Origin of the sequence: Bradyrhizobium sp. UNPA324 (assembly GCF_006658635.1) — a bacterium.
Classification (GTDB): Bacteria; Pseudomonadota; Alphaproteobacteria; order Rhizobiales; family Xanthobacteraceae; genus Bradyrhizobium; species Bradyrhizobium nanningense.
Genome location: NZ_LFJD01000004.1, coordinates 2,192,530 through 2,205,633, shown reverse-complemented (window position 1 = coordinate 2,205,633; position 13,104 = coordinate 2,192,530). Strand labels below are relative to the sequence as shown.

At 65.6% G+C, this 13,104-nt stretch carries 11 protein-coding genes and 1 pseudogene; 1 reads left to right on the top strand and 11 read right to left on the bottom strand.

Annotated elements, in window-relative coordinates; all coding sequences use genetic code 11:
• The 10 genes and pseudogenes from UNPA324_RS35555 to sdhC form a co-directional block, all read right to left on the bottom strand.
• A pseudogene (locus UNPA324_RS35555) lies at positions 1 to 259 on the bottom strand (OmpA family protein); the annotation flags it as partial.
• Between the two features lie 184 nt (positions 260 to 443).
• Positions 444 to 686 carry a hypothetical protein gene (locus UNPA324_RS35690; RefSeq protein ID WP_164936182.1) on the bottom strand — a complete coding sequence of 81 codons (243 nt, stop codon included), beginning with the start codon at positions 684 to 686 and terminating at the stop codon, positions 444 to 446.
• A gap of 82 nt (positions 687 to 768) precedes the next feature.
• Positions 769 to 1,155 (bottom strand): VOC family protein, encoded by a 387-nt coding sequence (locus tag UNPA324_RS10735; protein WP_141934654.1) that lies wholly within the window; start codon positions 1,153 to 1,155, stop codon positions 769 to 771.
• Between the two features lie 25 nt (positions 1,156 to 1,180).
• Entirely contained in the window at positions 1,181 to 2,005 is an 825-nt protein-coding gene (locus UNPA324_RS10730; protein ID WP_181769355.1) for an FkbM family methyltransferase, read from the bottom strand.
• 154 nt (positions 2,006 to 2,159) lie between these two features.
• Positions 2,160 to 4,112 carry an ABC transporter ATP-binding protein/permease gene (locus tag UNPA324_RS10725; protein ID WP_141934652.1) on the bottom strand — a complete coding sequence of 651 codons (1,953 nt, stop codon included), beginning with the start codon at positions 4,110 to 4,112 and terminating at the stop codon, positions 2,160 to 2,162.
• Positions 4,113 to 4,165: 53 nt separating this feature from the next.
• Positions 4,166 to 6,316, bottom strand: a complete 2,151-nt coding sequence (locus tag UNPA324_RS10720; protein ID WP_141934651.1) for a hybrid sensor histidine kinase/response regulator family protein — start codon at positions 6,314 to 6,316, stop codon at positions 4,166 to 4,168.
• A gap of 189 nt (positions 6,317 to 6,505) precedes the next feature.
• Positions 6,506 to 7,288: a succinate dehydrogenase iron-sulfur subunit gene (locus tag UNPA324_RS10715; protein WP_128918909.1), complete on the bottom strand. Its 783-nt coding sequence runs from the start codon at positions 7,286 to 7,288 to the stop codon at positions 6,506 to 6,508.
• A gap of 24 nt (positions 7,289 to 7,312) precedes the next feature.
• Positions 7,313 to 9,148: a succinate dehydrogenase flavoprotein subunit gene (sdhA, locus tag UNPA324_RS10710; protein ID WP_128918908.1), complete on the bottom strand. Its 1,836-nt coding sequence runs from the start codon at positions 9,146 to 9,148 to the stop codon at positions 7,313 to 7,315.
• Positions 9,149 to 9,151: 3 nt separating this feature from the next.
• Positions 9,152 to 9,556: a succinate dehydrogenase, hydrophobic membrane anchor protein gene (gene sdhD, locus UNPA324_RS10705; protein ID WP_128918907.1), complete on the bottom strand. Its 405-nt coding sequence runs from the start codon at positions 9,554 to 9,556 to the stop codon at positions 9,152 to 9,154.
• On the bottom strand, positions 9,553 to 9,951 hold the full coding sequence (gene sdhC, locus UNPA324_RS10700) for a succinate dehydrogenase, cytochrome b556 subunit (RefSeq protein WP_141934650.1): 399 nt from the start codon (positions 9,949 to 9,951) through the stop codon (positions 9,553 to 9,555). Before sdhC ends, sdhD begins: the two co-directional genes overlap by 4 nt.
• A gap of 499 nt (positions 9,952 to 10,450) precedes the next feature.
• Between sdhC and UNPA324_RS10695 the strand changes: the two genes are divergently transcribed.
• Positions 10,451 to 11,311, top strand: coding sequence for a sulfite exporter TauE/SafE family protein (locus UNPA324_RS10695; protein WP_141934649.1), 861 nt, complete (start codon positions 10,451 to 10,453; stop codon positions 11,309 to 11,311).
• A gap of 168 nt (positions 11,312 to 11,479) precedes the next feature.
• Here the strand turns inward: UNPA324_RS10695 and UNPA324_RS10690 are convergent, their stop codons facing one another.
• Positions 11,480 to 13,009, bottom strand: a complete 1,530-nt coding sequence (locus UNPA324_RS10690) for a malonate--CoA ligase (protein WP_141934648.1) — start codon at positions 13,007 to 13,009, stop codon at positions 11,480 to 11,482.
• Positions 13,010 to 13,104: the final 95 nt, after the last annotated feature.

The following is a 13,104-nucleotide window of genomic DNA, read 5'->3' as shown; positions in this document are numbered from 1 at the left end:
CGGCCGGCGGAGGCGCGGCGGGCGGATGGGGAGGTGCAGCCGCGGGCGGCGGTGCGGCCGGGCGCGCGGGTGGCGCAGGCGGCGCGGCCGCTGGCGGGCCCTTCGGCGGCTGCTTCGGTTTTCCGTCAGGGCCGGTGTCTTGCGGCTGGGCCTGCGCGACCACGAGCGGCGCGGTGCTTTGCGCATGCGCCGAGGTGTTGGCCAATTGCATCGCGGTCAGAGCCGTCGTCGCAAGCAGCACGAATCGAAGATTGGTCATGGTGGTGAACTTCCCCGGAAGGTTCTTTGACGAAGTGTTGGGATGAACGGCTACGCGTTAGGCCGGATTGTGGCGGGCGAAGCGGTCGTGGCCCGATTTATTTCTGCACGGAAATCGACTCAGTATGATGACGTTCATTGCGCATTCAGACGCAGGTTGCAATCGCCACACATATGATCTCGCCTCACGCGCGATCCTGCGGTGAACTTGCATCCGTCGCAGGGTTGGGTGTGAGCGGCCCGTTTGGCCCGCGTGGTGGAATCTCCTCAGGCATACGGCCCGGCAATTCATCGGGCCGCGGTGGCGAGCCGGGCTCGCGCACCGGCGGCGTGATTTCAGGCTGCGGATTGCCTGGTGGAATTCCGGGCGGTGGCTCGACGGGAGTGCCGGGCGTCGACGGCGGAATCTCGGGCGGTTCGATCGGCATCGGCATCATCGAGATAGTTGTCCGGAGAACGACAACGATGATGCCGCGCAGATGTTCCGCATCGCATCGCGCTGGGTCTGCCTTATTCCGGCGTGTGGCAGACCGCCTCGATGTTGTGGCCATCGGGATCGAGCACGAAGGCGCCATAATAGTTCGGATGGTAATGCGGGCGGATGCCGGGCGGGCCGTTGTCGCGTCCGCCTGCCGCGATAGCCGCCTTGTAGAACGCGTCGACCGTGGCGCGGTTGTCAGCACCAATGGCGATATGCACCGGCTTGTTCATGGCGCCTTCGCCGCCGAACCAGAAATCCGGCTTGCCGTCGGCGCCGAAGCCTGCGGCCGCAGCGTGCCCGGTCTGCTCCGCCGTGACTTCCATGATCAGGCCGTAACCGAGCGGCGCCAGCGCCTTGGCGTAGAATGCCTTGGCGCGCTCGTAGTCGGAGACGGAAAAGCCCAAATGGTCGATCATCGTTAGCCTCCGTTGTTCGTTCCCGTCAGCGCGACAGGAACGTATTGCTACGCGTCTTGCGCACGATCGCATAACCACGCGCGACCATGTCGGCGATACAATCCTGCTGCCATTCGTTCTGCGACAGGTGCTCGATCACGACCGCGCGTGGCCACAGTGATGGCGGCGCGTCGCGGAAGAAGCCGATCAGCACGCGGTCTTCAAAACCCTCGACGTCGATCTTGAGCGAATCAATCTGCGTGACGCCGGCCTCATCGAGAATGCGCGTCAGCCGCAGCGACGGCACCTTGATCGCGTCGGTGCTGGCCGTACCGGTGACGACGTGGGTGGCGCCGAGATTGCCGCCGCCGCTCTCGATCATCAGCTCGCCGTCGCTGTCGCCGGCTGCGGCCTGCACCAGGCGCACTTGCGCCGTCTTCGATGCGGCGTGATTGAAGGAGAGCCGCGCAAACGTCAGTGGATGCGGTTCGATCGCGACCACCTTGCCCGTGCTGCCGACCTGTTGCGCCATCACCAATGCAAACGTGCCGACATTGGCGCCGACGTCGACGAAGGCGCCGCCTGCAGGAGTGTGCTGGCGCAGGAAATCGAGCTCGTCGAGATTGTAATCGGGATTGAACAATGCGCCGCGCTCGGTCGCGCTGCCCTGGTGATAGAGCCGGAACGAGGCGCCCTGATATTGCACGTCGACAGGGCCGCTCCGCAGCAGATTGACCAGCCGCGACATCCACGGACGGAACGCGCCGCGCTTCAGCCCCGATTGCGTCGCGAGGCGAATGATCGCGGCCTGCGCCGCATTCGGCGCAAACGCGCCGAACGGCGCGGACGAAGGGGCATTGTCGGTCGTCAAGCAGGCTATCCTCGTTGCAGGCGGCGCATGCATAGCCGGTTTTGAGGAGGGCCACAATTTCGGTGTCGGGGCGCCAAGCGAGCCACAATCTCAGTGTCGTCCCGGATCGGCGCGCGCTTCGGGCGCGCTTGTCCGGGACGACGGAGAGAGGGTGTTACGCCGCCTTCTTCGGCGCTTTCCGCTGCCGCAGGAATCGCCCGAGCAGCCGGCGCTTGCCCTTGCGCGGGATCAGGTCGATGTCGCTGACGAGCTTGGCGCCACCCTTGCGGCGCTCCAGCACGATCTTGCGGCTGTGGAAGGCCTCGAGCTCGGCCCGATGTGCGACGCTGACGATGGTCGCCTTCGGCAGCTCGTCGGTGACCATCTTCATCATCCTGTCCTGGCTCTTCTCGTCGAGCGCCGAAGTCGCCTCGTCGAGCACGACGATGTCGGGGTTGTGCAGCAAGAGCCGCGCGAAGGCGAGGCGCTGCTTCTCGCCGCCCGACAGGGTCTGGTCCCAGGGACCTTCCTCCTCGATCTTCTCCTTGAGATGATCGAGCCCGACCTTGTGCAGGGCTCCGCCAATTTCGTCCACGGTCCAGTGATCGGCGGCACCGGGATAGGCGACCGCGCGGCGCAGAGATCCTGACGGCACGTAAGGCCGCTGCGGCAGCATGAACAGCCGCCGGTCGGGATGGAAATTCACGCTGCCGCCGCCCCAGGGCCACAGGCCGGCGATCGCACGCACCAGCGTGCTCTTGCCGGTGCCGGATTCGCCGGCGACCAGGAGCCGCTCGCCTGACTCGATCACCACTTCGGTCTCGCCGACCACGGCGGTGCCGTCGTCGAGCGTGACCGAGAGGTCGTGCAGCTCCAGCATGGCGTCGTTGCGCGTTTCGCCGCGCTGGATGCGGCCGAGACCGTCGCCCTGCTCGGCGCGTTCGAGGCCGTCGAGCGACATCATCAGCGAGGCGATGCGGCGCGCGCAGGCGTTCCAGTCGGCGAGCCGCGGATAATTGTCGACCAGCCAGCCGAATGCGCTCTGCACGATGGTGAAGGCGGAGGCCGCCTGCATCACCTGACCCAGCGTCATGCTGCCGTCGAGGAATTTCGGCGCACAGAGCAGCAGCGGCACCACGGGCGCAACGAGGCTCGACCCCTGCGACACCAGCGTGGTGCGCATGTGCTGACCCGCGAGCCGCGCCCATTGCCGAATCACGCTGGTGAAGTTGCGGTCGATGCCGTCGCGCTCCTCCTCCTCGCCGCCGAGCAGCGCGATGCTCTCGCCGTTCTCGCGCACGCGCGTCAGCGTGTAACGGAAATCGGCTTCGGCCTGGTTCTTGTCCTCGGACACCTGCACGAAGCGGCGGCCGATCACCAGGATGGAGCCCGAGGCGATCGCGGCATAGAGCATCGCGGCGATCACGAGGAAGCCGGGTATGGTGATGCTCGTGCCACTGAGCGTGACGGTGAGCGCGCCGCCGATGGTCCAGAGCACGACGATGAAGGTCACGGCAGACAATAGCGCCGAGGTGACGCCGGCGAGGAAATCGACCGGCGAATCGGTCGCGACGCGCAAATCCTCCGCGATCCGGTATTCGGGATTCTCGTGATCGCCGCCGACGAGGTTGAGCTGGTAGTAACGTCCGTTGGCGAGCCAGCGCGTCAGCACGCTCGCCGTCAGCCAGGCCCGCCAGCGCCGCTGAATGCCCATCCGCGCGAACACCTGGGCAACACCGAGCACGAGGCTGCCGATCGCGAGCGGGAAGAACAACGCGGTGAGATGGAAGACGCTCGCCGCATCGCGCTGTTCGATCGCATCGAAGATCGCGCGGTTCCAGACATTGATGCCGTATTGGAAACCGACGGTGAGGATGATCAGCAGGCCGAGGCCGATCGAGAACGGCCAGGCGAGGCGATCGCCGCTGCGTCCCCAGAAGCCGCGCGCGCTGATCCAGAACCGCGTCAGCAGATAATCCTTGCGAACCTGCTCGGCCTCCTCGGGCGAGAGCTCAGGGTCGGGCTCGAGCAGCTCCGGCGGCGGCGCCGCGACGTCGTCCCCATTCTCGCCCTCGATCCCAACGATGGGCGGTTTGTCCTGTTCGCGCTTCGCGGCCGGCTTGTGCATGCGCGGACAACGCGAAGGGGAATCAACCGGTTCCCTTGGGTTCCACGAAGGCCCTATTCGGCGGCGCCGTCCCGGACGCGCCGGATCCGTGCTGCCCGATGCAGGACGCGCGACAATTCCTCGATCGAATAGGGCTTCTGCACGAGCTCGAAGCCGGCCACGCCATCTTGCGACAGGGCCTGGCTGTAGCCCGTGGTCAGCACGATCGGCACGTCGATGCCGCGGTCGCAGATGGCCTGCGCCAGATCGAGCCCGGTCATCCCAGGCATCACCACGTCGGAGAACACGACATCGAAGCGGTCCGCGTCCAGGACGAGCTCGGCGAGTGCGTCGGTGGCATTGTCGACCAGCGTGATGCTGTAGCCGAGCTCGGTGAGACCATCGGCGGCGAAATTGGCGAGCTCGATATTGTCCTCGACCACCAGCACCGACATGCCGCTGCCGGCCACCGCCGGCGCCGTGTTGGGCGCCTGCCGCTGCGGCAGCAGCTCCGGCGGCATGCGCGGCAGATAGAGCGAGAAGGTGCTGCCGTGTCCCACTTCGCTCGTGACCGTTACCTCGCCGCCGGATTGCCGGGCGAACCCGAACACCTGGGACAGCCCGAGGCCGGTGCCATGGCCGACCTGCTTGGTGGTGAAGAACGGCTCGAAAATGCGCCCCAGTCGGGCGGCGGGAATACCGATGCCGGTGTCGCTGACGGTCACGCTGACGAAGCCATGGTTTGCCGAGGTCTGGCTGGAGGCGTCAGCCAACGTGTCCGGAACGGTGGTCGCGGGCTCGACCTTGAAGGTGATCCTGCCCTTGCCCTGCATCGCGTCGCGCGCGTTGGTCGCCATGTTGATCAGCGCCGTCTCGAACTGGCCGGCATCGGCACGGACGAGGCAGGGCTCGGTGGGCAGGCGCATGGCGATCTCGATGGCCGGCCCGAGCAGGGGCGCAAGCATGTCGCGCAGCGACTGCATCCGTTCGCTGACGTCGAACACCTCCGGCTTCAGGGTCTGGCGCCGCGCGAAGGCGAGCAGCTGCGAGGTCAGCTTGGCCGCGCGGGCCACGGCGTCCGCAATGGCCGTGATGTAGCGTTGGCGCCGCTCCTCCGTCAGTTGCGGCCGGTTCAAGAGATCGACGGAGGCGCGGATCACCGTCAGCAGATTGTTGAAATCGTGCGCGACGCCGCCGGTGAGCTGTCCGAGCGCCTCCAGGCGCTGGCTATGCTTGAGCGCCTCCTCGGCCTCGCGGCGCTTGGCGGCTTCGGCCTGAATTTGCTGGGTGCGGCGCAACGCCAGCGCCAGCAGCAGAAACAGCAGCGCGGTGGCGGGAAGGCCGAACACCAGATGCTGGCCTATCGTGGCCAGCCAGCGCGCGCGGATTGCCGAGGTCTCGAGCCCGGCGCTGACATAGATCGGGTATCCGGCGACGCGTCGGTAGCCGATGCGACGCTCGATCCCGTCCGACGGCCAGGCGACGGTGATGAGGCCATGCTCGGGGCGCGCCGCGATTTCCCGACCGACCGGTCCGGTCGGATCGAGCCGGAGGTCGTGGTCGAGCCGCGGGAAATGCGTGAGCATCGCGCCGTCGGTGCGGCCCATCGCGAAGAAGCTGCCCGGATCCGATCCGATTCTGGCGTAGAAGCTCTCGAAATATTCGGGCAGGACCGAGGCCTGGATCACGCCGATGAAACGGCCGTCGTCGGAGTCGCGGCGCCGGCTCACTCCGAAGAAGCGGGCGCCCTGATAGGGCAGACGCGGCGTCAGGGCCGTGCCGATGAAGGTGCCTATGCTCTGGTCGATATGGGCGTAGAAATAGTTGCGGTCGGCAAAGCTCTGCTCAGGCGGCGGCGAGACGAGGCTGTTGACCAGCGCCCGTCCGTCCGCGTCGAAGATCCACGCCGATTTCAGCTGTGGCAGCGAATCGCTCAGCCGCTTCAGGCGGCGGTGCAGCGCCGGCTCGCGCGCGCGGATGGTGTCGTCGGAAAGGGCGCGGACCACCTCGTTGAGCTCGGCAAGGCTGCGATCGATGGTCTCGAACACCTTGAGCGCGTGCTCATGGACGACGTCGAGCGTGCGCTCGATCTCCCGATCGGCGACGTCCCTGGTCGAGGTGTAGGAAATGCTGGCGGCGATCACGAACAGCGCAATCGGCAGCGCCAGGGATGCCGCCATCATCCACTGCAATAACCTCAGCGAGTTGCGTTGCGCCCTCTGCACAGTCGCTCCGTCCCTGACCGGAGCTTAACTGAATCTCGCGTGAGGAAGGAAGCAGCTTGTGCGGGGAACCGCAGGTTGTGATCCGGAAACTTGCGCGCGCGGCGGGTCGGAGAAAATTCTCCTCGAATTGACCGCGATCTCGGAACGTCCCGGCCGGTCCGGCCGGGACTGAAAGCACGAACTTCGTCTTCAGATCTGGCGCTCGACCATCTTGAGCTTGAGCTCGGCGATGGCTTCGGCCGGGTTGAGGCCCTTCGGACAGGCCTTGGCGCAGTTCATGATGGTGTGGCAGCGATAGAGCCGGAACGGATCCTCGAGGTTGTCGAGCCGCTCGCCGGTCGCCTCGTCGCGCGAATCGGACACCCAGCGGTTGGCCTGGAGCAGCGCGGCGGGGCCGAGATAGCGCTCGCTGTTCCACCAATAGCTGGGGCACGAGGTCGAGCAGCAGGCGCAGAGGATGCATTCGTAGAGGCCGTCGAGCTTCTCGCGGTCCTCGTGGGTCTGGCGCCATTCCTTCTGCGGGGTCGGCGAGGTCGTCTTCAGCCACGGCTCGACCGAGGCGTATTGGGCGTAGAAATTGGTGAGGTCGGGCACCAGGTCCTTCACCACCGGCTGGTGCGGCAGCGGATTGACCTTCACCGCGCCGTCCTTCACGTCGTGCATCGAGCGGGTGCAGGCCAGCGTGTTCTGGCCGTCGATGTTCATGGCGCAGGAGCCGCAGACGCCTTCGCGGCAGGAGCGGCGGAAGGTCAGCGACGGGTCGATGTGGTTCTTGATCCAGATCAGGCCGTCCAGCACCATCGGCCCGCAATCATTGGTGTCGACGTAATAGGTGTCGACGCTCGGATTCTTGCCGTCGTCCGGATTCCAGCGATAGACCCGGAACTCGCGAACCTCTGTCGCGCCCGCGGGCTTCGGCCAGGTCTTGCCGCCGGTGATCTTGGAGTTCTTCGGAAGTGCGAATTCAACCATTTCGATAAGGCCTTCGCTGTTCGCTCAGTACACGCGCGCTTTCGGCGGGATGTACTGCACGTCGTTGGTCATGGTGTAGTCGTGAACCGGGCGGTACTCGATCTTGACCTTGCCGGCATCGTCCAGCCAGGCCAGCGTGTGCTTCATCCAGTTCTTGTCGTCGCGCTCGGAGAAGTCCTCGCGGGCATGGGCGCCGCGGCTCTCGGTGCGGTTGGCGGCCGAGTTCATCGTCACCACCGCCTGCCCGATCAGGTTGTCGAACTCGAGCGTCTCGACGAGATCCGAATTCCACACCAGCGAACGATCGGACACGGCGATGTCGGTGATGCCGCTGTGGACCTTCGCGATCAGGTTCTGGCCTTCGCTCAGCACTTCGCCGGTGCGGAACACCGCGCAATTGTTCTGCATCACGTGCTGCATGCCTTCGCGCAGCTTTGCGGTCGGCGTGCCGCCGGAGGCGTAGCGGTAATGGTCGAGTCGGCCGAGCGCCTTTTCAGCCGAGTTCGCCGGCAGCTCCGGCTGCTCGGCGTTGGGCGTCAGCTTCTCGGCGCAGCGCAGCGCCGCGGCGCGGCCGAACACGACAAGGTCGATCAGCGAGTTGGAGCCGAGGCGGTTGGCGCCGTGCACGGAGACACAGGCGGCTTCGCCCAGCGCCATCAGGCCGGGAACCACGGCATTGTCGTCGCCGTCCTTCTTGGTCAGCACTTCGCCGTGATAGTTCGTGGGGATGCCGCCCATGTTGTAGTGCGTGGTCGGCACGATCGGGATCGGCTCGCGCGTCACGTCGACGTTGGCGAAGATCTTTGCCGATTCGGAGATGCCGGGCAGCCGCTCGGCCAGCACGGCCGGATCGAGATGGTCGAGATGCAGGAAGATGTGGTCCTTCTTCTTGCCGACGCCGCGTCCCTCGCGAATCTCGATGGTCATCGCGCGCGAGACGACGTCGCGCGAGGCGAGGTCCTTGGCCGACGGCGCGTAGCGCTCCATGAAGCGCTCGCCCTCGGAATTGACGAGGTAGCCGCCTTCGCCGCGCGCGCCCTCGGTGACGAGGCAGCCCGCGCCGTAGATGCCGGTCGGGTGGAACTGGACGAACTCCATGTCCTGGAGCGGCAGGCCGGCACGCAGCACCATGCCGCCACCGTCGCCGGTGCAGGTATGCGCCGAGGTGCAGGAGGCGTAGGCGCGGCCATAGCCGCCGGTCGCCAGAATCGTGGTCTGGGCGCGGAAGCGATGCAGCGTGCCGTCGTCGAGCTTGAGCGCGATCACGCCGCGGCAGGCGCCCTGGTCGTCCATGATCAGGTCGATGGCGAAGAACTCGATGAAGAACTCGGCCGCGTGGCGCAGCGACTGGCCGTACATCGTGTGCAGCATGGCGTGGCCGGTACGGTCGGCGGCGGCGCAGGTGCGCTGCGCCTGGCCTTTGCCGAAGTCCATGGTCATGCCGCCGAACGGACGCTGGTAGATCTTGCCGTCCTCGGTGCGCGAGAACGGCACGCCCCAATGTTCGAGCTCGTACACCGCCGCGGGCGCGTTGCGCACCATGTACTCGATCGCGTCCTGGTCGCCCAGCCAGTCCGACCCCTTCACGGTGTCGTACATGTGCCAGCGCCAGTCGTCCTTGTGCATGTTGCCGAGCGAAGCGGAGATGCCGCCCTGCGCCGCGACCGTGTGCGAGCGGGTCGGGAACACCTTGGTGATGCAGGCCGTGCGCAGGCCCGCCTCGCTGCAGCCGACGACGGCGCGCAGGCCCGCGCCGCCGGCGCCGACCACGACGACGTCATAGGTGTGGTCTTCGATCGGATAGGCTTTGCCGTTGGTGGCGGGAGCGCCGTTGCCCGAGCCATTCGTTGTGGTGGCCATGGGTTACACTCCGGAGGACAGTTTCAGGATCGCGTAGGTCGAGGCGAGTGCCACGGCGATCGAGAAGAAGTTGTTGAGCATGATCGAGACGAGCTTCAGCTTCTCGTTATGGACGTAGTCCTCGATCACCACCTGCATGCCGATCTTCATGTGCCAGGCGCTGGCGAAGATGAAGAGCAGGAGGATCACAGCGATCGGCAGCGAGCCGAGGATTTGCGCGGCGCCGGCCTGATTGCGGCCGAGCAGCATCATGACGATCACGATCACCGGAATCATCAGCAGCGTCATGGCGACGCCGGTGATGCGCTGGCGCCAGAAATCGGACGTGCCGGAATGCGCCGCGCCGAGATTGCGGACGCGGCCGAGCGGGGTGCGCATGCTGCGCTTGGGCGTATCGGTCGCGCTCATCGTCCGCCTCCGATCGCATAGGCGATGATCCAGACCAGCACGGTCAGCGCGATGCCGCCGATCAGCGCGCCCCAGGTCAGCGCTTCCCGCTCATTGGCCTTGAAGCCGTAGCCGAGGTCCCACACGAAATGCCGGATGCCGCTCAGCATATGGTGCATCAGCGCCCAGGTGTAACCGAACACGATCAGACGGCCGATGATGCTGCCGGTGAAGGCCTGGACATGGGCATAGGCGGCGGGGCCGGAGGCCGCTGCGATCAGCCACCAGGCCAGCAGCAGGGTGCCGACGTAAAGGGCGACGCCGGTGGCGCGATGGACGATGGACAGCGCCATCGTCAGCGTCCAGCGGTAGTTTTGGATGTGTGGCGATAGCGGTCGTTCGATCCGTACGGTCATGGGCTTTGATGTTGTATTGCGGCCCAGCAGGGGGCGCGCGGGGATCGGAAAGGTCGGCTCTATTTACGGAGTCGATTTGGCCCGCGCAATCACCAAATCGCCATAAATCGAACGACCGTTCAGCTCTAGAGCCTTGATGATGCAAGGCCAATCAGGGCCTTGGTATACCAGCGTCCCCGTTCACCAACGAAGTAACGAATATATAATCATTACTTAGAAGAGGAGCAAGGTCCGTTGAAATTACTATTGGAACGCATCTAAACGGACCATGCCGTCCAAAACGGCCGATGGTGCCGAGCCGGGGCGCCAACCCCCACGAGCGCACGCCATTCTGCGTCCTCCCAGCGGTCCGCTCGATCCGGTTTTGGATATGCGCACTCTGCATTCCACCCCAGCCGGGGAGCCCGGCGAGTCGACCGCGCGAATCAGATCGCCTAATGCTCCGGATGCAGCCCTCTGAAGCGAGCCGCTGCGACCAGGTCGCGGGGGCAGGTCAGGGGTGATTGCGGGTCTTGCTATCAAGGAGATCGTCGAGCTCGCGGTGTTGCTGATTGCAACCGGCGCGCTCTCGGGATTCCTGGCCGGCGTGTTCGGCATCGGTGGCGGCGCAATTCTCGTACCGGTGTTCTACGAATGTTTCCGCATCGCCGGCGTGCCGCTCGAGGTGCGCATGCCGCTCTGCGTCGGTACCTCGCTCGCGGTGATCATCCCGACCTCGATCCGCTCGTTCCAAGCGCATTACAAGCGCGGCGCGGTCGACATGACCATCCTGCGCGTCTGGTGGCTGCCGATCGTGATCGGCGTCGTCGCCGGCAGCGTGATCGCGCGCTACGCGCCCGAGCGGCTGTTCAAGATCGTGTTCGTCGCCGTCGCCTATTCGGCGGCAGCGCGTCTCATCTTGGCGCGCGAGGGCTGGAGGTTCGGCGAGGATCTCCCGAAGGGCCTCTCGATGCGGGCCTACGGCTTCTGCGTCGGCATTCTCTCGACGCTGATGGGAATCGGCGGCGGCCTGTTCTCGAACCTCTTGATGACCTTCTACGGCCGCCCGATCCATCAGGCGGTCGCGACCTCGTCGGCGCTCGCCGTGCTGATCTCGATCCCCGGCGCGCTCGGCTACATCTATGCCGGCTGGCCGGCGGCGGCGGCTTATCCGGCCGTCGCCGCGCTGCAAGTGCCGTTCGCGCTCGGCTACGTCTCGTTGATCGGTGCCGTGCTGGTGATGCCGATGAGCCTCGTCACCGCACCGCTCGGCGTGAGAGCCGCACATGCGATGTCGAAGCGCAGGCTGGAAGTGGCGTTCGGATGCTATCTGTTTATTGTCGGCAGCCGGTTTGTGCTGAGCCTGGTGGGTGGGCAGTAGGGCTCGAGGCAAACTGCACACCACATATTCGGTGTCATTGCCCGCGAAGGCGGGCAATCCAGTATTCCAGAGGCAGCAATGATTGACCGAGAAGCCGCGGCGTACTGGATGCCCCGCCTTCGCGTGGCATGACAGCTACGGTGTGGCGCGGTCCTCGCTAAACCGCCCCTATTTCTTCGCGTAAATATCCTTGTACGTCTCGCGCAAGACGTTCTTCTGCACCTTGCCCATGGTGTTGCGCGGCAGCTCGTCGACGACGAAGACGCGCTTGGGCATCTTGAACTTCGCGAGGCGTCCGTCCAGGCCCTTCAGCACGGCCGCTTCGTCGATGCTCGCGCCGGGCTGGCGCACCAGCACCGCCGTGACGCCCTCGCCGAAATCGGCGTGCGGCACGCCGATCACCGCGGATTCGATCACGCCCGGCATGGCGTCGATCTCGCTCTCGATTTCCTTGGGATAGACGTTGAAACCGCCGGAGATGACGAGATCCTTGCCGCGGCCGAGGATGTGCACATAACCCTTGGCGTCGATCTTGCCGAGGTCACCGGTGATGAAGAAGCCGTCGGGCCGGAATTCCGACTTGGTCTTCTCCGGCATGCGCCAATAGCCCCTAAAGACGTTCGGGCCCTTCACCTCGATCATGCCGATTTCGTCGCGCGGCAGTTCCTTGCCCGTCTCGGGCTCGGTCACGCGCACGGAGACGCCGGGGAGGGGAAAGCCGACCGCGCCGGGCACCCGTTCGCCGTCATAGGGGTTCGACGTGTTCATGTTGGTCTCGGTCATGCCGTAGCGCTCGAGCACCGCGTGCCCGGTGCGCGCCGACCATTCGCGATGGGTCTCGGCCAGCAACGGCGCCGAGCCCGAGACGAACAGCCGCATGTGCTTGGCCGTCTCGCGCGAGAGTGCGGGATTCTGCAGCAGCCGCGTGTAGAAGGTCGGCACGCCCATCAGCACGGTGGCGCGCGCCATCAGCTTGATGATGAGGTCCGGATCGAGCTTCGGCAGGAAGATCATCGATGCCCGTGCGAACAGCGTCACGTTGGTCGCCACGAACAGGCCGTGCGTATGATAGATCGGCAGCGCGTGGATCAAGACGTCCTTGTCGGTGAAGCGCCAGTAGTCGACGAGCGAGAGCGAGTTCGACGCGAGATTATCGTGGCTGAGCATCGCGCCCTTGGAACGGCCGGTCGTGCCCGAGGTGTAGAGGATCGCGGCGAGATCGTCGTTTGCCCGCGGCACGGTCGTGAACTCGCCGCTCGCCTTGTCGGCCGCGTCGGTCAGCGAGCCCTTGCCGTCAGGCCCGAGCGTTTCGACCTTGGCGCTCACCTTGGCGGCGATCGGGGCGAGGCCTTCGGCCTTGGCGGGATCGCAGACCACCAGCGAAGGCTCGGCGTCGCCGATGAAGTAGTCGAGCTCGTTCAGCGTGTAGGCGGTGTTGAGCGGCAGATAGACCGCGCCGGCCCGCACCGTGGCGAGATACAGCACGATGTTGGCCACGGACTTCTCGACCTGCACCGCGACGCGGTCGCCCGGCTTCACGCCGCGCGCGACCAGCACGTTTGCCATCTGCCCGGCCCGCGCGATCAGATCGCCATAGCTGATGTGCCCGCCGTCATGCGTCTCGATCGCGAGACGTTTGGGATCGTCGAGGCCGTCGAACAGGCGGGAAAACAAATTGGCGTTAGCTGCTGGGTTCATGCAAGAATTCCTCGACCGCAGGGGCTTGTACGACAAGGCTTGTTGGACAAGGCTGGTCAAAACCGAGGGCTGGATTAGCAAAAACCGCCCCGATG